The organism is Lysinibacillus sp. BS3 (assembly GCF_039614735.1).
Classification (GTDB): Bacteria; Bacillota; Bacilli; order Bacillales_A; family Planococcaceae; genus Lysinibacillus; species Lysinibacillus capsici.
The window spans coordinates 3,216,362-3,235,955 of record NZ_CP154860.1 but is presented as its reverse complement, the minus strand read 5'-3'; the positions used below and the strand labels follow the sequence as shown (position 1 = coordinate 3,235,955).

19 protein-coding genes are annotated in these 19,594 nt (G+C 36.7%); 4 read left to right on the top strand and 15 right to left on the bottom strand.

From position 1 onward, the window contains the following. Positions 1–192: 192 nt before the first annotated feature. From alr to acpS, 3 genes are all read right to left on the bottom strand, one after another. Positions 193–1,314 carry an alanine racemase gene (gene alr / locus AAJG31_RS15945; protein WP_066038031.1) on the bottom strand — a complete coding sequence of 374 codons (1,122 nt, stop codon included), beginning with the start codon at positions 1,312–1,314 and terminating at the stop codon, positions 193–195. Positions 1,315–1,492: 178 nt separating this feature from the next. Continuing rightward, positions 1,493–2,551, bottom strand: a complete 1,059-nt coding sequence (locus tag AAJG31_RS15940; RefSeq protein WP_048394283.1) for an outer membrane lipoprotein carrier protein LolA — start codon at positions 2,549–2,551, stop codon at positions 1,493–1,495. A gap of 124 nt (positions 2,552–2,675) precedes the next feature. Then, the gene (acpS, locus tag AAJG31_RS15935) at positions 2,676–3,029 is read right to left on the bottom strand and encodes a holo-ACP synthase (protein WP_066038030.1); all 354 of its coding nucleotides are present in this window, start codon (positions 3,027–3,029) and stop codon (positions 2,676–2,678) included. Between the two features lie 65 nt (positions 3,030–3,094). Between acpS and AAJG31_RS15930 the strand changes: the two genes are divergently transcribed. Then, entirely contained in the window at positions 3,095–3,718 is a 624-nt protein-coding gene (locus tag AAJG31_RS15930; RefSeq protein ID WP_048394279.1) for a rhomboid family intramembrane serine protease, read from the top strand. 60 nt (positions 3,719–3,778) lie between these two features. On the opposite strand, the gene AAJG31_RS15925 is transcribed toward AAJG31_RS15930, so the two are convergent. The 8 genes from AAJG31_RS15925 to AAJG31_RS15890 all read right to left on the bottom strand — a co-directional run bounded on the left by AAJG31_RS15925 (position 3,779) and on the right by AAJG31_RS15890 (position 12,619). Beyond that, a complete protein-coding gene (locus AAJG31_RS15925; protein ID WP_054549589.1) occupies positions 3,779–4,354 on the bottom strand; it encodes a GNAT family protein in 576 nt (191 codons plus the stop codon). Between the two features lie 111 nt (positions 4,355–4,465). Further along, positions 4,466–5,932: a PH domain-containing protein gene (locus AAJG31_RS15920; RefSeq protein ID WP_048394275.1), complete on the bottom strand. Its 1,467-nt coding sequence runs from the start codon at positions 5,930–5,932 to the stop codon at positions 4,466–4,468. Then, positions 5,925–6,404, bottom strand: coding sequence for a PH domain-containing protein (locus tag AAJG31_RS15915; protein WP_004232029.1), 480 nt, complete (start codon positions 6,402–6,404; stop codon positions 5,925–5,927). The genes AAJG31_RS15920 and AAJG31_RS15915 overlap by 8 nt, the downstream gene beginning before the upstream one ends. A 136-nt stretch (positions 6,405–6,540) precedes the next feature. After that, positions 6,541–8,064, bottom strand: a complete 1,524-nt coding sequence (locus tag AAJG31_RS15910; protein ID WP_066038029.1) for a DEAD/DEAH box helicase — start codon at positions 8,062–8,064, stop codon at positions 6,541–6,543. Positions 8,065–8,416: 352 nt separating this feature from the next. After that, positions 8,417–9,109 (bottom strand): alpha/beta fold hydrolase, encoded by a 693-nt coding sequence (locus AAJG31_RS15905; protein ID WP_054549593.1) that lies wholly within the window; start codon positions 9,107–9,109, stop codon positions 8,417–8,419. A 75-nt stretch (positions 9,110–9,184) separates the two neighbouring features. Further along, a complete protein-coding gene (gene murF, locus AAJG31_RS15900; protein ID WP_279493224.1) occupies positions 9,185–10,552 on the bottom strand; it encodes a UDP-N-acetylmuramoyl-tripeptide--D-alanyl-D-alanine ligase in 1,368 nt (455 codons plus the stop codon). An 11-nt stretch (positions 10,553–10,563) separates the two neighbouring features. Continuing rightward, positions 10,564–11,643: a D-alanine--D-alanine ligase gene (locus AAJG31_RS15895; protein WP_048394267.1), complete on the bottom strand. Its 1,080-nt coding sequence runs from the start codon at positions 11,641–11,643 to the stop codon at positions 10,564–10,566. Between the two features lie 223 nt (positions 11,644–11,866). Continuing rightward, positions 11,867–12,619 carry a hypothetical protein gene (locus tag AAJG31_RS15890; protein WP_048394266.1) on the bottom strand — a complete coding sequence of 251 codons (753 nt, stop codon included), beginning with the start codon at positions 12,617–12,619 and terminating at the stop codon, positions 11,867–11,869. Between the two features lie 353 nt (positions 12,620–12,972). Here AAJG31_RS15890 and AAJG31_RS15885 point away from each other — a divergent pair, with 353 nt between their 5' ends. Next, positions 12,973–14,160 (top strand): FtsW/RodA/SpoVE family cell cycle protein, encoded by a 1,188-nt coding sequence (locus AAJG31_RS15885; RefSeq protein ID WP_036079404.1) that lies wholly within the window; start codon positions 12,973–12,975, stop codon positions 14,158–14,160. Between the two features lie 57 nt (positions 14,161–14,217). On the opposite strand, the gene AAJG31_RS15880 is transcribed toward AAJG31_RS15885, so the two are convergent. Beyond that, positions 14,218–14,355: an Lmo0850 family protein gene (locus AAJG31_RS15880; RefSeq protein ID WP_004232019.1), complete on the bottom strand. Its 138-nt coding sequence runs from the start codon at positions 14,353–14,355 to the stop codon at positions 14,218–14,220. A 368-nt stretch (positions 14,356–14,723) separates the two neighbouring features. Between AAJG31_RS15880 and AAJG31_RS15875 the strand changes: the two genes are divergently transcribed. Then, entirely contained in the window at positions 14,724–15,884 is a 1,161-nt protein-coding gene (locus tag AAJG31_RS15875) for an MFS transporter (RefSeq protein WP_048394263.1), read from the top strand. Positions 15,885–16,070: 186 nt separating this feature from the next. Further along, positions 16,071–17,528: a cardiolipin synthase gene (gene cls / locus AAJG31_RS15870; RefSeq protein ID WP_048394260.1), complete on the top strand. Its 1,458-nt coding sequence runs from the start codon at positions 16,071–16,073 to the stop codon at positions 17,526–17,528. 49 nt (positions 17,529–17,577) lie between these two features. On the opposite strand, the gene AAJG31_RS15865 is transcribed toward cls, so the two are convergent. From AAJG31_RS15865 to yidC, 3 genes are all read right to left on the bottom strand, one after another. Then, positions 17,578–18,357, bottom strand: coding sequence for a M15 family metallopeptidase (locus AAJG31_RS15865; RefSeq protein WP_054549595.1), 780 nt, complete (start codon positions 18,355–18,357; stop codon positions 17,578–17,580). A gap of 149 nt (positions 18,358–18,506) precedes the next feature. Beyond that, complete coding sequence (locus AAJG31_RS15860; RefSeq protein WP_048394257.1) at positions 18,507–18,755, bottom strand: hypothetical protein; 249 nt, start codon at positions 18,753–18,755, stop codon at positions 18,507–18,509. A 55-nt stretch (positions 18,756–18,810) separates the two neighbouring features. Then, on the bottom strand, positions 18,811–19,572 hold the full coding sequence (gene yidC, locus AAJG31_RS15855) for a membrane protein insertase YidC (RefSeq protein WP_004232011.1): 762 nt from the start codon (positions 19,570–19,572) through the stop codon (positions 18,811–18,813). Between the last annotated feature and the right edge of the window lie 22 nt (positions 19,573–19,594).

Here is a 19,594-nt window from a genome sequence, read left to right as displayed (position 1 = left end):
AAATTGTAAAAATATGTTGGTTGTCGAAGGTATATGCTGAATAATTATTATTGCAATGTGTTTTCAAATATGAGCCATTACTATGTTTTGGAAAAGAAATAAGTTCTCCAGTGCTAATTTATTTACCAAATTCAACTTGGAACATTGCTCATGACATTACATTGAGATTTGACTTATTCTAATGAAAGACAACTAAAGATATGTTCTAGGAACTCTTGTTGTTATAATGCATGGTATTTCATAATTAATTGTTTCGAGCTTTGTTGCCCATTCATCGATCGATACTCCAGTATTTCCTTGTCGACCAATGAGTGTTACCTTCTCACCTATATCATATGCTTTTGGTAGGGCAACCATACATTGGTCCATACAAATTCGTCCAACAATCGGCATTCTTTGTCCATCAATTAAAACCTCTTGTCCACCTAACTTGCGAATCACGCCATCTGCATAGCCAATTGGAATTGTTCCTATCCACATATCTGTCGGAGCAACATATGTAGCTCCATAGCCAACTGGATCACCTGATTTTATTTGCTTTACATGAACAAGTTCACTTTCAAGCGAGAACGCTGGTAACAAGGGAAAAGGTAATATACTTTTCACATATGAAGAGGGTGATAATCCATACATCGAAATACCAAATCTAACAGCATCATATTGTAAATGCGGATCTTTTACTAATGAGGCGGCTGTATTAGATGCATGAACAAGTCGCGGCTTATTAGGTATTACAGCTAAACATTTCTCAAAAAATTGTACCTGTTGATCAAAATGTAGCGTATCCTCTTCATCAGCTGTCGCAAAGTGTGTAAATATTCCATCCAGCTCCATGTGATCTGTAGACTGTATTGTTTGATAGAGCTCTAATAATTCCTGCTCTGAGCGAATACCTATTCTACCCATTCCGCTATCTATTTTTATATGAAGTCGTAAAGGAAGCGCTTCATCTACTAAAAGAGAAGCAGCTTGCTGAATCCAATCATCGGCAAATGCCGTAAGTATAATACGTTGCTGCGCTGCATAAGGAGCAAACGAAACTGGAGATGCACCTAATATTAATATGTCTGGTTCTTCAAAATGTGCTCGAATATGTAATGCCTCATCGGGCGTTGCCACTGCAAGTACTGTGGCACCAGCTTTAAGAGCTGCCCGTGCAACGGCTACATCTCCATGACCATACGCATTTGCTTTTACTACAGCGATAATTTGAACATTAGGTCGTAAAAATTCTTTTAAGTTTTTTACATTTTGTTGAATTGCTTGTAAGTCTATTATTGCTTTTGTTGGACGAAAAAACTGCTGTGTCTTCATAAGAATACCCTCTTTATTTTTAATTAAAACATTATGTAGGACATACATATTGCAAAGTATGTCGATTTAGCTTGTACACACAAAGTTTTAGTTTTCGGATGAGCCTATACTTTATAGGTTCATTTTAATTATCAATAAGCTACAGCCTCCGTATTCCAGAAGGCTGTAGCCAGAAAAGTTACTTCATACTACTTATCGTCATAGATGTAGCAACTTCAATCATTTCTTCTCGCGTTAATTTACTTGATGCTACAAAGAATTCAACGCCATCTTTTTCCCAACTAATTGATGTATCTGTAATAGCACCAATTGTATAGCCTAAATCAACTGGATCACCAGGTGACGATACAGGTAACATTGAATTTTCCTTCATTACTGGTTGCTGCATAACAGTAAATGCCTTCTCACCATCGTATGTTAAGATTACTCGTTCCATTCCACTTTCCTGCACAACCTTTTCATTCGCTAATTGTGCCCAATTTACAACAGGATAATGTGTTTGGAATTCTTGATATTCAACTTCTGCTCCAACAGCTTCCTTATCCTCATTATCTTCTTGCCCTTCTTTTTCGGCAGGTGTAGCTTGTTCACCTTTCGTGTTATCTTTATCAGTGAATTGCTCAACTGCATACTCTTTTGCAGCATGTTGTACACCTAGCTTAATTTTCTTAAATGTGATTTTGATTTGCTCTTCTTTCACATCATTCATAATCACTACTGAGGTTGGCAATAAAGTTTTCTTATCTACTGTTATAACCTGATGTGGCATACTGTTCTTATAGCTATTTCTAGTAGCCGCTTCAAATATATATGCTTTTTCTTCTTCTTTCATGACAAGATTTTTATCTTCTGCTAAATCTTCTGCTAGCGCTCCAATTAAGTATGCCTGACTATTTTTCTTTGGCCAATCACTTTGGAATTTATACATTTTGTTTAATGTCGGTGTTACGACAAAAACACCATCAGCATTACGTACAATCATTTGAGAAACATCTTTCCCACTTTCAACTACTTCTACTCGATAGAAATCAGGTTTTGTGTGCCATACTGTTACATCATAATTTCTAGGTTCCCCACCCGATTTAATTTCCATCGATGCATTTAATTCATAACCATTCGTCTCTGCCCATTTACCATTCACTTTCTTCAACACTTTTTCCTGTGAGGCTGCACCACATGCCGACAGAAGTAATATCGTACAAAGTAAGACGAGCCATTTAACTATACGGTTGCCCACGCTTTCACCCTTTCTTCTTTCAAATCCACTACGACAATATATGAACCGTATTTGTCAGTTATGTCATTTGAAGAAAGGGCAATATATTTAAATTTACATGCAATCCTTTTAGACAAGTTAAGTACTATTCTAATAAGATTACTTGAGCAGCTGCGTATTGCTTAGAATGCGTAATACTAACAAAACCATTGACAAGTTCATCCTTAAAATATAAAACAGGATTGCCAGCTGCTCCTTTTAACACTTCCAAATCATGAAGCTTACATTGTTCCCCAAGCCCTGTTCCCAGAGCCTTCGAAAATGCTTCTTTTGCAGCAAATCGCCCAGCTAAAAATTCTATTTTGCGAGTTTCCGAATAACCATCAAATATTTTTTTTTCATTTATCGTTAAAATGCGGTCTTTCAATTTATCTGTTCGTTTCATAGCCTTTGCAATACGATCAATCTCTACAATATCGAGGCCAATTCCCTTAATCATGTGAACCTTCTCCTTTACCTATTTCCAACAAGGCATGTATAATAATTGTAAATTGAGGTGGAGCCATGTTTAGTAGAACGGAAAATTTTAAGCAATATACAAAGTATTACCCTGTTGTTTCAACTTTAATAGCAATAAATCTTACTCTTTATGTATTGTCTCTCATACCCAGCATAGGAACACTCTTGTGGAATTACGGAATCCAAGCAAATTTCCTGATTCAAAGTGGTGAATGGTGGCGTGTTTTCTCTGCCATGTTTTTACATGCAGGTTTTATGCATGTGTTTTTTAATATGTTTTCCTTATATCTCTTTGGACCAGAGCTAGAAAAAATCGCAGGGAAAGCACGTTTCATTACAATTTATTTAGTATCAGGTATTGTAGGCAACATGGCAACCTATATATTCTATGATAGTAGTTATGCGAGCCTTGGTGCAAGTGGGGCTATTTTTGGAATTTTTGGTGCATTTGGGGCATTAGTTTACTATACTCGACGTACAATGCCCATGCTTCGTAAGCTCATTTTACCAATCATCGTCATCAGTGTCATTATGACCTTTCTCCAACCAAATGTGAATGTCTTTGCTCATTTAGGCGGTCTAGTAACCGGATTTATCCTTGGACTTGTCTATTTACATCCAAAAAGAATTTTAAGCTGGCGCAAACAAAAGATGGCTGGTAGACCATAACATTAAAAAGAGGAGCTGCTCACCTATAGAGCAGCTCCTCTTTCCTTACAATGACCTCCATTATAAAACCACTGTAGCTTCATTTGACATCTTTATTTTTTTCCATTCAGTTGCTGTTAAACCATAAACAACCTGATCTACGTAGTGATCATATAGCCACTCAGCATCCCTTAAACGCCCTTCTTCATGAAAGCCCAATACCTTTGGGATTGTACGACTACGAATATTACCAACTGCAACACGCACTTCTATACGATTTAACTTTAAATAATTAAAGGCAAAATCAATCAATGCTTTCATGGAATTCGTAACGAGCCCCTTTCCTACAAATTCATTCCCTAGCCAGTAGCCAATACTTGTCCATTTATGTTGCCAGTTGATTTGGTGATAGCCGATAACACCGGCAAGCTTTCCATCATAGTAAATCCCTGCTTGTATGCCATTGTGATCAGCATATTGTTGCATAGCATTTTTTACGAATTGCTCAGTATCCTTTACTGTTTTGACATCATCTACAAAGGGCAACCATTCACGTAATGTATCCCTTGAACGGTCAGTTAAAGCGAATAACTCTTCTACATCACTTAAATCCAAAAGCTTTAAATAAGCGCTTTCATTAATGTCATATTTAAACAATGTCTCCACCCCTTTTGTTCTATTTATTTTATTATAAACAGCATCTCTATTTATTTATAGTTAAAAAAGCTAATCCTTCCATAAAATTGAAAGGATTAGCTTTTTAGTTCATTAATGTTCGTACCATGTTAAGATCGTCTCGGCATCTTGTTGCTCTAAGCTGGAAACACTCCCCGTTGTACCAGTTGCTCCTGACATGACGGTTGCTTTTACAGACATAACATTCTTTCTTTTTTGAAAGTATGATTGTGTACTTTCAATAGATTGAATTCGCTTCTTCTCCATGATTAACGTAATTCGACTAAACACACGATACTGCATAGCCAGTTGCTTGCCATCTATTTGATAGCCTGCTGTTTTATGTTGCCAAATACCAAGTAACATTGTTAATGGAATTAACAGCAACGACAATAGCCCGTATGGATAAAAGAAATAGATAGATGCACCGATAATCGGAACTAGCCAGAAAAAATCAATGCGATAAAAAAATGGTCTTGCCCTTTTTGGTGAGCGAGTAAATGTAGGCTGCCAATTCATTTCTGGGAAAAGCTGTTCTAATGTTTGCATACAATCCGGCTTCTTAATAAGTGGAAATAGCGTAATTTTTTTATCATTTCCATTTTCACCATTACCACCAGCACTTTCAACAACCACTGTAGCATAGCCTGTTAACTGACGTAGTGGATTTTCCACAATACGAATTGCCTGAATTCGATTCAACGGCAAAGTAATACGCTTTTTTTCTAACAGTCCCTTTGTGATAATCAACTTTTCTTCCTCAATGCGGACAGTGTAATCATAATAATTTATCAGTGTGATGACCACTGATACAATCCAAGCAACAATTAAAACAACCATCACCGTCAATGCCACTAAAAATGCGCCGATTTTCACGAAATCAGCTAACTCATGAAATACAGTTTCATAAGGAATAATGTCGGAAAATTGTGAAGCAACGGCTGCAAGACCTGATAACACAACACCAATTCCACCAGATGTTGTTGCTAATACTAGTAAATCTCGCATGGACATATGGTAAATCATCGGAGTTGGTATAGCTTCCTCTACAACCTGCATTTGATCCTGTTGTTGAACTGCTTCGTTTTTAGCATGACGCATTTCTAATTCAATAACATCTGCTGCTGCTTTGCGAATGGCTGTCAGCTCAACCTCAGGTTTTCCCCCTTTACTACCAGCAGTCTCCACCTGAACTTTCACTAAACCAAAAATACGATGAAAAACACCTTCATTGTAATTCAAACTTTGAATACGTTCAAAAGGGATATAACGTTTCTTTTTAACAAATAATCCATATGTCACACGCAACTCCCCATCTTCAAACCAGTAAACAAATGTCCGCCATTTTATGATTCCTCCCACGAGCGCAAGAAGTGCTGCTACTCCCCATACACCGAAAAGTAAAATGGTTTCAAAAAAATGATCACTACGAAAATTCAAAGAAAAATTAAAGCCGTTACTTATGATAATAATGGCAATTGGTAATATCATACTTTTCAATGCTTTTACACTCGTTATAATTGCAGACACTGGGTGTAAACGATTAATTTCCTTAGACATCATCTTCAGCCACCCTTGCTAAATCAGAAATACGCGCACGCAGTACGTCTGCTTCATCCATAACAAGTGCAGGAATCGTATGTACAGTTGCAGCTGTAGAAATAGAGATATTACCTAAGTCGTATTTTTTTAATATCGGCCCTTGTGTTGTATCAACATGTTGCACACGTACCATTGGAATTAATGTGCGTTTCACAACAAATAAACCATGTTGTACTTCGATTTCATGCTCTCGAACTTCATAGCGCCATCTTTCCCATCTTATTTTCGGGAAAATAAAAATAGATAATATCGCACTTAGTAAAACAATTGCACATGCTATGAAGTAAATAAATGAAGGCCATTCAAAATAATAAGTACCATAGCTTACAAGTCCTGCTACAACTAACAGCACCAATGTTTGTATGACTCCATATAAACGCCACACTGTTAGCCCTTTACGAGAAATTTGATGAATCGGTTGTGCTCTCATTGTCGTTCCCCCTCTTTCTTCATTAGGTGTATACGAATTCACTCACCTTTTTGTTTCAACTATAGCCGAAAAAAAACCTTACAGCCATCATGACTGTAAGGTTTACTGTAAAAAATTAAGTGTATTTCGTCTAAAATTATCCTTCGTGACGTCTTGGAGAACGAGAACGACCTTGTCCACCTTCACGACGTCCGCCTTCACGGCGTCCACCCTCTCGACGGCTACTGCTACTGCGACGCTCTCCACTGCGAGCATTGTCACGACGTCCGCCGCCAAAGCTACGGTTAACACGGCCACGATCACCGCCACCACGGTTATTGCTAGAACGTTCACGACGCATTGGTAATGGACGTTCTTCTGTGATTGTTACTGGTGTATCGTCTGGCTCTCTCGTTAATGAACGCAGAGCAGCTGCAACAACATCAACAGCATCATGATTGTCTAATAATTCTGCTGCAAGTGTACGGTAATCACCTAAATTGTTATTAGCAATAAGACCTTCCAGTGTTTCAACAGCTAAGCGTTGTTGACCTTCTAATGCTTCGTCCGTTGTTGGTGGGCGAAGAGGTGTCATACGTTTTTTCGTAGTTTCTTCTACAATACGTAAGTAACCCATTTCACGAGGTGTTACAAATGTTACGGCAAGACCTGATTTACCTGCACGACCTGTACGTCCAATACGGTGAACATATGATTCAGGATCTTGAGGAATATCAAAGTTATAAACATGTGTTACACCAGAAATATCAAGTCCACGAGCGGCTACATCAGTCGCAACAAGGATATCGATTTTATTTTCTTTAAACTGACGTAATACTGAGATACGCTTCGCTTGGCTTAAATCACCATGAATACCTTCAGCTAAATAACCACGAATAGATAGTGCCTGTGCAAGCTCATCTACACGACGTTTTGTACGACCAAAAATAATTGCAAGCTCTGGTTGGTGTACATTTAATAAACGAGATAAAATATCGAATTTTTCACGTTCAGCAGACTTAACAAAATATTGATCAATGTTATCAACAGTTAGTTCTTTAGCTTTAATTTTTACAATCTCTGGATCACGCATAAATGTTTCTGCAATTTTACGGATTGCTGGTGGCATTGTTGCTGAGAACAGTAATGTTTGGCGCTCAGAAGGTACGTTTTCTAAGATTGAATTAATATCATCAATAAAGCCCATGTTTAACATTTCATCTGCTTCATCCAATACTAATGTTTGAACATCTTCTAATTTTAACGTACGACGATTAATATGATCAATAATACGACCTGGCGTACCAACAATGATTTGAGGTCTATTTTTCAGTGCACGAATTTGACGACCTATTTCTTGACCACCGTATACTGATAATAATTTTACGCGTTTGTCATAGCCAATTTTATAAAGCTCTTCTGAAACTTGAATTGCTAACTCACGAGTTGGAGCAATGACTAATGCTTGAATATTAGGGTTTTTTGGATCGATTTTTTCAATTAGTGGAATCCCGAAAGCGGCAGTTTTACCAGTACCTGTTTGTGCTTGACCTAATACATCACGGCCTTCAATCGCAAAACGAATAGTACCTTCTTGGATTGGTGTTGCTTCTTCAAATCCCATACGCTTTACTGAGCGTAATGTAGATTCGCTAATATTTAATTCTGAAAAATTTGTCAAACTTCTCAATCTCCTTTTTTTCCTTTTAAGTTGACAAATGGTTACATTTTCAGATGAAGTTGTCGGCAAATTCGAGCCTGTGTAGTGGAACGTTTCCGTTACTTAAAAATTTTCTCTACATGATAGTCCATATAGAGCTCTCTTATATGAAAAGGAAAGCCCGGTCTTTACCGAGCGGTTCGATTCTGTCGTAATTTTTCACTTTAGAATAAAACCGTTGTGTTCAAAAAAAAGTACTCTTCAACCAAATATGAAGAGTCTTCGCACAAAATGTATCCATTGCTTACACTAGTCTAACATGGCTTTAAATCCTATGCAACGATAACGCATGAGTCGTAATAATCTGACTACTTTATTTACCTTTTAAAAACATTAAAACCTGTGGAAACCATTCAGAGCAATCTTCCTCAAAACATATATGGTGCTTGCCATTATCAGAAAAATACAAAACCTTGTCTGTAGAGGCTAATTCATCAAAAAGAAATTGAGCCGTATGATAAGGCACTATCCCATCCAACTTCCCCTGCACAATATATACAGGAATTTGAATATGCCGATAATATGGCTCCACCATTCTTACCAACTTCATAAATTCTACTGTTGAGGCAAGTGGCACATTGTTAAACTTCTGATGGTATCGTAGATAGAGTTCGTTATTAGTTAAATTATGGTGATAGGCTTCAGTAGCTAACATTTTAAAATCTTTGACTAGCTGTTTAGGGCTCACATACTTTGCAGCAGCACTTAGTAATACAAGCTTTTTCACTTTATAGCGTTTAGCTAAATATAGCGCTATAATTCCTCCCATTGAAAAGCCAACAACGATTACCTCGTCAACTTTTTTTGCCAACGATCGGAAAGCTAATTCGGCATCCATTAACCAGTGTTTCGCCTTAAAACCACTCATATGTAATTCTTCACCATGTCCAGACAATGTTGGCTCTTCAATTATCCAATCTGTATGTGAACGTAAATAACTTGTGAATGGCTTCACCTCATATGGTCCACCTGAAAATCCATGAATACATAGTACACCTACTGACAAATTCTTCACCTCATTTAACAAAGATAAACCTACACAAATAAATCGGTGAGCGTTTCTCTCACCGATTCATTGCTACTATGACGTAAATGCCTTTAAGATTGTCTCTAATTTCATACCACGTGAACCTTTAAGTAAAACAATAGATGATTCATTCGCTTGTTTTAGCTTTTCAATAATAGCCGTATAATCATCTTCTGTATACAATAAACGTTCAGCCTCAAAGCGCTCTTTTAATATTTTGTAAAGATATAGCATCCGAGGGCCAAACAAACAGACATAATCAATTTCATCCTCATTAATATGCTCAGCCAGACCCTCATGGAAACGTTGCTCATTTGGTCCAAGCTCTAGCATATCTCCTAACACAAGCCATTTTTCAGGTCGAATAGTTGATGTAGCCATAAATTGAATGGCAGCTTTTACAGAGGTTGGAGCTGCATTATAGGCATCATTGATAAATAGAGCGCCATTCGTTCCTAGTACCTGTTGCATCCTCATATCAGTTAATACGACATGCTCTAAGGATGTACGTATTTGTTCATTGCTTAAACCTAGCTTATGAGAAATTAACATGGCCACAAGTGTATTTTTTACTTGATGCTTGCCAAGCACTGAAATAAAGAAATCACCCTCGATCAGACCGTGTGTAGTGAAGTGGCTGCCATCAGCGTTAGCATGAATATTGTCAGCGTATAAAAGATTATTGGATTCTAACCCGAACGGCACTGACTGTAATTGCTGTTCTTTTGCCACTAATTCCTTGAGCAAAGGTTCATCACCATCATAGAATAATAGACCATCTTCTTGCATTCCTTGAATAATTTCAAACTTAGCTTTTGCAATACCTGCACGTGACCCCAAATCCTGCATATGGGCCTCACCAATGTTGGTAATAACCGTCATATGTGGACGAGCAAGCTTCGTTAAAAACTCAATTTCACCAAATCCACTCATGCCCATCTCAAGGACAGCCACATCTGTATCTTCATCAAGCTGTAAGATAGTAATAGGCAAGCCCAATTGATTATTAAAGTTCCCGATCGTTTTTTGTACTTTAAAGAATGGAGCTAGTGTTCCCGCTAAAATATCCTTTGTTGATGTCTTACCATTTGAACCTGTAATGCCTATAAATTTTGCTTTATGTTCATTACGATATGCTCTAGCCATTTCTTGCAAAGCTAATTCTGGATCATCCACAAACAACAACGGGTAACCTTCTGGTGGATTCGGCTCATCCTTTTGCCAAAGAGAAGCTCCGGCACCTTTCTCAAATGCCTGCATTACAAACTTATGCCCATTTGTATGCTCACCACGAAATGGAACAAATAGGTCTCCTTGTTGAATTGTTCTTGTATCAATAGAAATTCCTGACACAACAGTGTCACCCAAAGCCGCCATATCCTCATTTAACCATGCAGCTAATTGTTTTAAAGTTTTTTTCACGATAATCCCACTCAGTCTTTTTTATAGTGGAGCTGTTGTTTTTCTTCATAGCGTTCAATTGCTAGGGTAATTAAACGGTCAATCAGCTCTGGATAACTCACATCTGTATGCTGCCATAATAATGGATACATACTTACAGGCGTAAAACCTGGCATTGTGTTTACTTCATTAATGTAAACGTTATTTTCAGTTGTTACAAAAAAGTCCGCACGAACTAAGCCGCTACCATCTATAGCCTTAAATGCACGCTTTGCCAGTTCTTTTAAGCTTGCCACAGTTTCTACTGGAAGCTCAGCTGGAATAATAAGTGCTGTAGAACCGTCCTTATATTTAGAATCATAATCATAAAAATCAGTAACGGGTTTAATTTCTCCTGGCACTGATACTTCAGGATAGTCATTTCCTAACACCGCTAGTTCAACTTCACGAGCGACAATTCCCTGTTCAACAACGATTTTACGATCATATTGTAAAGCAACCTCAATTGCTTTTACCAATTGCTCGCGATCTGTTGCCTTGCTAATCCCAACACTTGACCCTAAGTTTGCAGGCTTCACAAACATTGGCCAATTCAGGTTATTTTCACAGCGTTCAATGATTGCGTGTTGCTCATTCTTCCACTCACTACGAATAAAATACGTATAGGGCACTTGAGGTAATCCAGCAATTTCAAATAATTGCTTCATTACCACTTTATCCATTCCAGCAGAGGATGCCAATACACCATTTCCTACATACGGTAAATTTAGAACCTCAAGTAAACCTTGCACTGTTCCATCCTCACCATTCGTACCATGTAACAATGGGAAAATGACATCAAACTTTACCTCATTGCCATTTTTATCAAGCAAAAAATCAGTGATATTATTTTCTAAAATTGTAGTATTATCACCAAATTGTAGTTCTTCTATTGCACTGACGGGTTTTTCTAAACGCTCTCCACGGCGCCATTCCCCGTCAGTTGTAATGAAAATCGGATATACTTCATACTCCTCGAAATTCAAAGCTCCTGTGACTGCACGTGCTGTCGATAACGACACTTCGTGCTCCGCTGACTTTCCGCCGTATAATAAACCGATTCTTTTTTTCATTTTTGTGCCCTCCACATACTTCTTGAGTACTATTAGTTTATCATGAAACGTCTTGACAAATGACATAAAAATCTCACCGTATTTTTAACGGTGAGATTTTGCGTGTACATTTCTTCGATTATGCCCCAGCATCAATACTTCCTGCTATTAAATTGTACAGGAATAATGCAACATAAATATTGTCTACCAACATCTTAGTTCTTTGATTGCGTCACCATGAAGTTTAAATAATATAGATTAATTCATCATGCTCTGTTTTTAAAATCGTATTTAAGTCATCCCAAACTTCGTCAGGAAAAGAATATTCAGACAGATTGCGAACTTCTATTCCATACGCTACTTTTGGTTTCTCAATCCGATACAAAGATAGTAACGCTCCATCTTTCGCAAAGGATCGGTAAGAACGTAAAAAATCTGGTGATATAGCGGGAATACTCGCTTTTACTTTTCGACGCCAAAATCCAGTGCTGCGTTCCTTTTCACGAATTAAACTATTAAAAACATTGGCAACCAATAAATCCGAATCACTTAAATGACGAAAATAAATTTTAGTCATTTTCTCTAAGTCTGAAGAATAATAGACGAATCTATTTTGTAATTTATTAAAAAATGCTGACGTAATTGGTTCTTTCTTGTGACTTATGTACAGCAATTCTCCTTGTTCCATCGGTGTTAAATGATCTAGCCTCTTCTCGTCCATAAAATCTACCCAGCATAATTCTTTAGATTCAGCAGATTTTTTCACAAAACGAGGAACATCTTCTTCTAATACATATTCAAATTGTGTATGCATATTAAAAGAACCGTCTTCATAGGAATGTTTTAATAACAGTAAGTGATGTAGTGGTTCAAGTGCAGCCACAAATTGCGAGAATTTTAACCCGCTAAATATAACAAATTTATCGACATCATTCATATGAACATAAATATGATACATAAAATCATCAGCTGACTTTAATTTTTTAGCCACAACCATCACCCCATTCTTCACTACATTATAAGACTAAACATGATTTTTTTGAAACATTTTATGTTAATTGTCGTCACTACTATATACGCAGGCATAAAAGTAATTTTTGCGTTATAATTAGGAATGTTAAACATGCATTTGCATATAAAGTTTAGATTACTCAATGAGTTCAAGTATTTGCTTAAAATTCCATTGACAATATTCAAAGCAAATTGCAAGCTTATCAATAGATATGAGCTATTTTCACACCACTGCTGGTTATTAATTTGCTTTCTTCTTTGACCAATTATAAACGAAATAGGGAGAATCGCATCACATTTACTCATATTGAGATACTATTTTAATTTTAGGTGGCTTTTATGGAAAATAAACGAAATTTCGCAAATCGTTTTGACTGGACACTTGCATTTATACTCTTCACTTTTCTAGTCATTAGTTTGTTAGCTATTGCATCTGCCCAAACTTCAGGACAATATGGCATTAACTACGTACCAAAACAAATGCAATGGTATGTGATTGGTGCAGTAATTATTGGTATAGTCATGTTTTTTGAGCCAGATCAATATAAAAAAATGTCATGGTATATGTATGGAGCAGGGATTGCCTTACTGGTACTGCTTATTTTTATGCCAGAAGGAGAAGGTCAAATCGGTGCACCCGTTAATGGTGCTAAAAGTTGGTATCATACGCCGATTGGAAATATTCAGCCTTCTGAGTTTATGAAAACTTTTTACATTTTAGCACTAGCTCGATTAATTAGTAAGCACCATGAAATTTATTCATTACGATCAATTAAAACAGACTTTTTGCTACTAGGTAAAATCGCTATCACCTTAATCGTACCATTAGCTATTATTTTAAAGCAGCCTGACCTAGGCTCAGCACTTGTATTCTTTGCCATTACGGCAGCACTTATCATTGTAGCAGGGATTTCTTGGAAAATCATTCTACCAACATTTTTAGGTGGCATGGTAGCAGGCGGTACCCTACTGTGGATGGCACTCTATATGCAGGACTTTCTAGAAAAAACATTTGGTTTTAAGGCCTATCAATTTGCTCGTATTTATTCTTGGCTAGACCCCTATTCCTATTCATCCAGTGATGGCTATCATTTAATTACCTCTTTAAATGCCATTGGATCAGGTGAAATTTTTGGTAAGGGATTTAGAAATCGTGAAGTATATGTAGCTGAAAACCATACCGATTTCATTTTTACAGTTATCGGCGAGGAATGGGGCTTTATTGGCGCTAGTATTGTTATTTGTATTTTCTTCTTATTAATTTATCATTTAACAAAGACAACCCTATTACTGAAAGATCCCTTCTCGACCTATGTATGTGCTGGGATTATTGCTATGATTACCTTCCACGTTTTCGAAAATATTGGTATGACTATTCAATTATTACCTATCACAGGTATTCCACTTCCGTTCATTAGCTACGGAGGAAGTTCACTTATGGGGAATGCTTTAGCGATTGGGCTAGTCTTTAGTATGCGATTCCATTATCGAACATATATGTTTACCACACATGATGAAGATGAATAAATATAGAAAAAGGGAAGTCTCGCGTATTGAGACCTCCCTTTTTCTATTGGAAACGAGTTAAGCTTGAACTTGCGGAGTTTGCGTTGGTGGTGTTAGCACTTTTAAAAGTTCTAGTCGAGACTTTGTTACAGTGGCTGTTACACCCAACTTAGATAAATTCGAAACAATCTTTTTCAAATCTACTTCTTTTGTCATACATTCCACCTCAATCTTTCCTCGATTTTATATAACGTTTTATTTACGAAAAAGTTTCATTTTTCTACGAGTATGATGTCTGACAAATTTATCATACCATTTAACTTCCCTTTAAAATTTTTCAATTTTGTTACATTGTAAATTTTTCACATCATCAAACTTTTCCATCAAACATATTTAAATTACCCAAAATGGCTACATTTTATTCAAAAATCAGAACATAGATTTAAAAAATCTAAAATGCTTCATTTCTTTCTTTACTAAATTGTTCCACTTTATTCAAGCTTCCCTTCCCCTATTGTTGTAATCGCAAGAACAAGAGAGGTAGAATATACATATTGAAATATCGTATGAAAGCAGGGAACTGTATGAAAAAGGCTATTTTACTATTGATGTCTGTTCAATTCCTCGTTTATCTAGGGTTCGGCATTATTATTCCCGTCTTACCAGAGGTAATTGTGCAGCAAAATTGGCATGATCTCCACGTGGGTGGTTTATTGACCGTTTATTCACTTGCAAGTTTTTTCACAGCACCGTTATGGGGGATGCTATCAGATAAGGTAGGGCGAAAACAACTAATCCTTACTGGTCTAATTGGCTTTAGCCTTAGTTTTGTTATTTTTTCACTATTTATAGATAACCTAGCTATATTGTATGTTTCACGTATTATTGGTGGTTTATTTTCAGGTGCATTATATACAGCAGTAACAGGATTTATCGCCGATATATCTAGTGAAGAGGATCGCAATAAGTATATGGGCTTTATGGGCATGTCCATTGGTCTTGGGTTTATTTTTGGTCCAGCAATCGGGGGAATGCTAGGCCATTATAGCTTGCAGTTACCGTTTACTGCATCAGCATCATTAATTGCACTATTATTTATTTATGCAAGTTTCGTCCTAAAAGAACCTAAAAAACGAAAAGATTCAAATAAACGTGCTATAGTGCCAAAGGGTGCTGCAACAATGTTACAATTCCGTGTGCGCTATCTATTTATGTTTTCTTTTTTAGTAACTTTTATGCTAGCTGGCGTAGAGGCTACATTTCAGCTATTTCAAATCGAAAAAATTCACATTACACCATTACAAATTGGTTACTTGTTCATGTTTAGTGGATTTGTCGATGCTGCTATTCAAGGAGGGGTCGTTCGACGCATAAAAAATGGCAGTGAAACGACATGGTTAATCGGTGCACAAATTGTAACTGCTATCGGCATGCTTTTATTTACATTGACAGCTAATCTTTTTATCGCTGGGCTTGCCCTTTGTGTCTTTACAGCAGGTAATGCACTTGCAAGAACATGTGTTGTATCACTCTCCTCTAAAGAATCTGGAGGACAATATGGAACTGCCGCTGGACTGTCCTATTCAATGGATAACTTAGGACGTATTCTTGGTCCACTCTTTTTTACATGGTTATTTACCGTACAAGCAAGTCTTGGTTATTATATTTCGGCTGCAATAGCCATTCTTTCTATAAGCCTAATCTTTATATATAAGGCATCCCGTAAATCATTACGTCTTCCGTAAAATATAGTAGGTTGCATTTTATGAATTTCTAACTATTAGAGAATTACTAATTAAACCATGCGGATTATTCCTATATATCAAAGGGATAATCCTTTTCCATGCTATCTAGCCATTTCATATCTTCTTTCCGCATTTGAAGTAGGCTATACTAAGTATGTTATTAACAATACAAAGGCAGGTGTAGGAATGAGCATTTTTACAGATATAGAATATTTAGTTCCTTTAACTTTGTTTTTTAATATTTTATTAGCCATGACCATCATTTTCTTAGAACGTAAAGATGCTACCTCTACATGGGCATGGATCCTCGTGTTATTTTTCCTGCCATTAGCTGGATTTATTTTGTACTTATTACTTGGAAGACAATTACGAAGAAAGCACCTATTCCGTTGGGAAGGACGCAAGGATATTGGGATTGATAATCTGATTACCTATCAGATGGAAGCGATTCGAGATGAAACGTTTGAGTTTCGTATTGCTAATGCAGAAAATTATCAAGAGATGATTTATATGCACCTCAGAACAAACAATGCGGTGTTAACACAGGACAACCATCTGGATATTTTTGATGATGGTGCCGATAAGTTTGAGCAGCTCCTTAAAGACATTGAAGCAGCTAAAGATCACATTCACATCCAGTATTATATTTTTAGACTTGATGACTTAGGTACACGTATCGTCAATGCATTGATAAAAAAAGCAAAGCAAGGTGTTAAGGTGCGTCTTCTCTATGATGAAATGGGATCACGTAATGTTAAAAGACGCCATTTTAAAGAGTTGCTGCATGCTGGTGGTGAAGTAGAAGTTTTCTTCCCATCCATTTTGCCACTTCTTAACCCTCGTTTAAATTTTAGAAATCACCGAAAAATCGTTGTCATTGATGGTCGAATTGGCTATATTGGTGGTTTTAACGTCGGTGACGAGTATTTAGGTTTACAAAAAAAGTTTGGTTATTGGCGAGATACACACTTACGTATTGAGGGTAGTGCCGTACATCCTTTGCAAACACGCTTTTTACTCGACTGGAACCAAGCTAGTGCACAACAAAAAATGGGGTACTCTGATCGTTACTTCCCTGCCATCCCGAAAAAAGGTGATGTGGGTTTACAGATTGTTTCAAGTGGACCAGACTCAGACTGGGAGCAAATAAAAATCGGTTACTTAAAGCTTATTAATATGGCTCAAAAATATATTTATATTCAAACACCATATTTCATCCCAGATGTTAGTTTTTTAGACGCCATTAAAATTGCCACCTTGTCAGGCATCGATGTACGCATAATGATTCCTAATAAGCCTGATCACATGTTTGTATATTGGGCTACTTATTCTTATGTGGGTCAATTATTACGTGCTGGAGCCAAAGTCTACATCTATGAAAAGGGCTTTATCCATGCTAAAGCTATTATTATTGATGACGAGGCTTCCTCTGTCGGAACAGCGAATATTGATGTACGAAGTTTTAGTCTAAATTTTGAAGTCAATGCCTTCATATATGATGCAAATATATCGCACCAATTGGCAGAACTGTTTGAGAAGGATATTTTTGATTGTACGGAATTAACATGGGAAATGTATAAAAACCGTTCAACACTGATTAAATTTAAAGAATCTATTTCCCGTCTATTAACACCCATTTTATAAAAATAAAAAGGAAGAGAGCCTGTTCACAGAATGGCTTCTCTTCCTTTTATTATTTTACGCCTAAATATTCTTCCAACGTAATGTTTTTCTTTGTTATCTCTTTTGCAATCTCTTTGCCCACATAACGATAGTGCCATGACTCATACATATAACCTGTTATCTCTTCTTTGTTTTGAGGGAAACGCAAAATAAAGCCGTACTCCTGGGCATGTGCAAATAGCCATTGCCCTGCTGGAGTTTCCCCAAACTCTTCTGTCAGCCACACATCTTCTTTTCCACGCTCTCCTATATCAAACGCTAAGCCTGTTTGATGTTCTGAGTAGCCAGGACGAGCACTATATCGATCTGCCGCTGCCTGTCCATCACGCTTAACATAGTTATCATAAAGGGTTGTTTGATATTCAAAAGATCGATAGCCACTAAATGCAACTAAATCAAATCCTTGCTGCTTGGCAGCTGCTAACATTTGATTTAACGCTTCTCGTGCTTCTGGATTTTCTTCAGGTGCAAAGGTAGATGGAAGCGGATAAATTTTATTAGCTAACAGAATACCATTGATATAGGTTGGTTCCGTAGGTAATGTTTGATTTGGAAGATACCCATTTTCGTCTGGTTGTTGCTCTGGCTTTGCAGGAGTTTCAGTATTGTCTAGTTTCTCTGTTGCAGTAGAATCTTGTTCAGTTGTTTTGTTTGTTTCTGTTGTTTTTGGCTGCTCATCAGATGCACTATTTACTTGATTATTTTTATAGTTATAGACTACAAAAATTGCTACAATTAACGCGATAGATATGAAAGCACCAACGATAAGCGGAAGACGATTGTTTTTCACTCTTTATACCCCTTTTAAAATATCAGGTATCTAAAAGGATATTTAAAGCATTTCACCTTGAAAATACCTATTTTATTGTATTACTAGTTATAATCTTATTTTAGCACTGTTCACATTTTCAGGTGTAAATTTCCTACGTAAATATTCAATTAATCTGTTAGAACGATGACAAATACTACTATAGATGCAATTGCGAAAAAAACTGCCATATACTGCATCCATTTTGCTTCTTTTACATAACCTTGCTCTTTAAAGCTTTTTGCTCTAAACCCATTTGATAGGGCAAACATGATCGTCATTGCAAGTACGGCAAAATTAAATTTCCCCATAATAATAAATACAAGTGCTGCAATACTAAAAATTGCGACAAGAATAGATGATAGCCATTTTTTGTTCATCTTGCTGTCCTCCTAAAAAAATCGAGGCAGCAAAGGCGCCTCGACATCAATCAATTTATTTTTTTGCTTTCTCAGGATGTTCCGAATAATATTTACGCCCAATATATGTTTGAATAATCAACAATGCACCACTGACAGACCAATACAAAGGCAGTGCTGCCATAGAAGACATGGAGATAAAGACAATCATAATTGGTGAAATATAAATAAACATTTTCATCTGCGCTTTTTGTTGCTCAGGTACCGTCCATAAAGATACACGAGCCTGGATTAGGTAAACAATCCCTGCAACAATAGTCATTACGATATCAGGTGAACCTAAGCTAAACCATAAAAACTCATGGGATTTAACATCGGCAGAATACAAGATCGAGAAATACAGACCCATAATAATCGGCATTTGAATTAACATCGGTAAACAACCCATATTAAGTGGATTAATGCCATGCTTTTGATATAGAGCCATCATTTCTTGTTGATATTGCGTTTGCTCTTCTTTTGTCTTAGCTTCCTTCATTTTTTTCTGAACGGCTTCCATTTCAGGTTTAAAAGCATCCATCTTCGTTTTCATTAATTGCTGTTGACGATAGTTTTTTAGCATAATCGGCATTAATACTAAACGAATTAGAACAGTAATCGCAATGATTGCTAAACCATAGCTCCCTGAAAAGATATCATTCCCGAAAAACTCCAATAAAAATTCCATAGGTTTTACAAAGATACTATAGAAAAAACCTTCTTTGTTTTGCACAGCTTGACAGCCACTAAGAACAAAAACGGCAATACCAAGCATTGAAAATAGCTTCAAATTTTTCATTTTTCCACCTACTATTATTTAT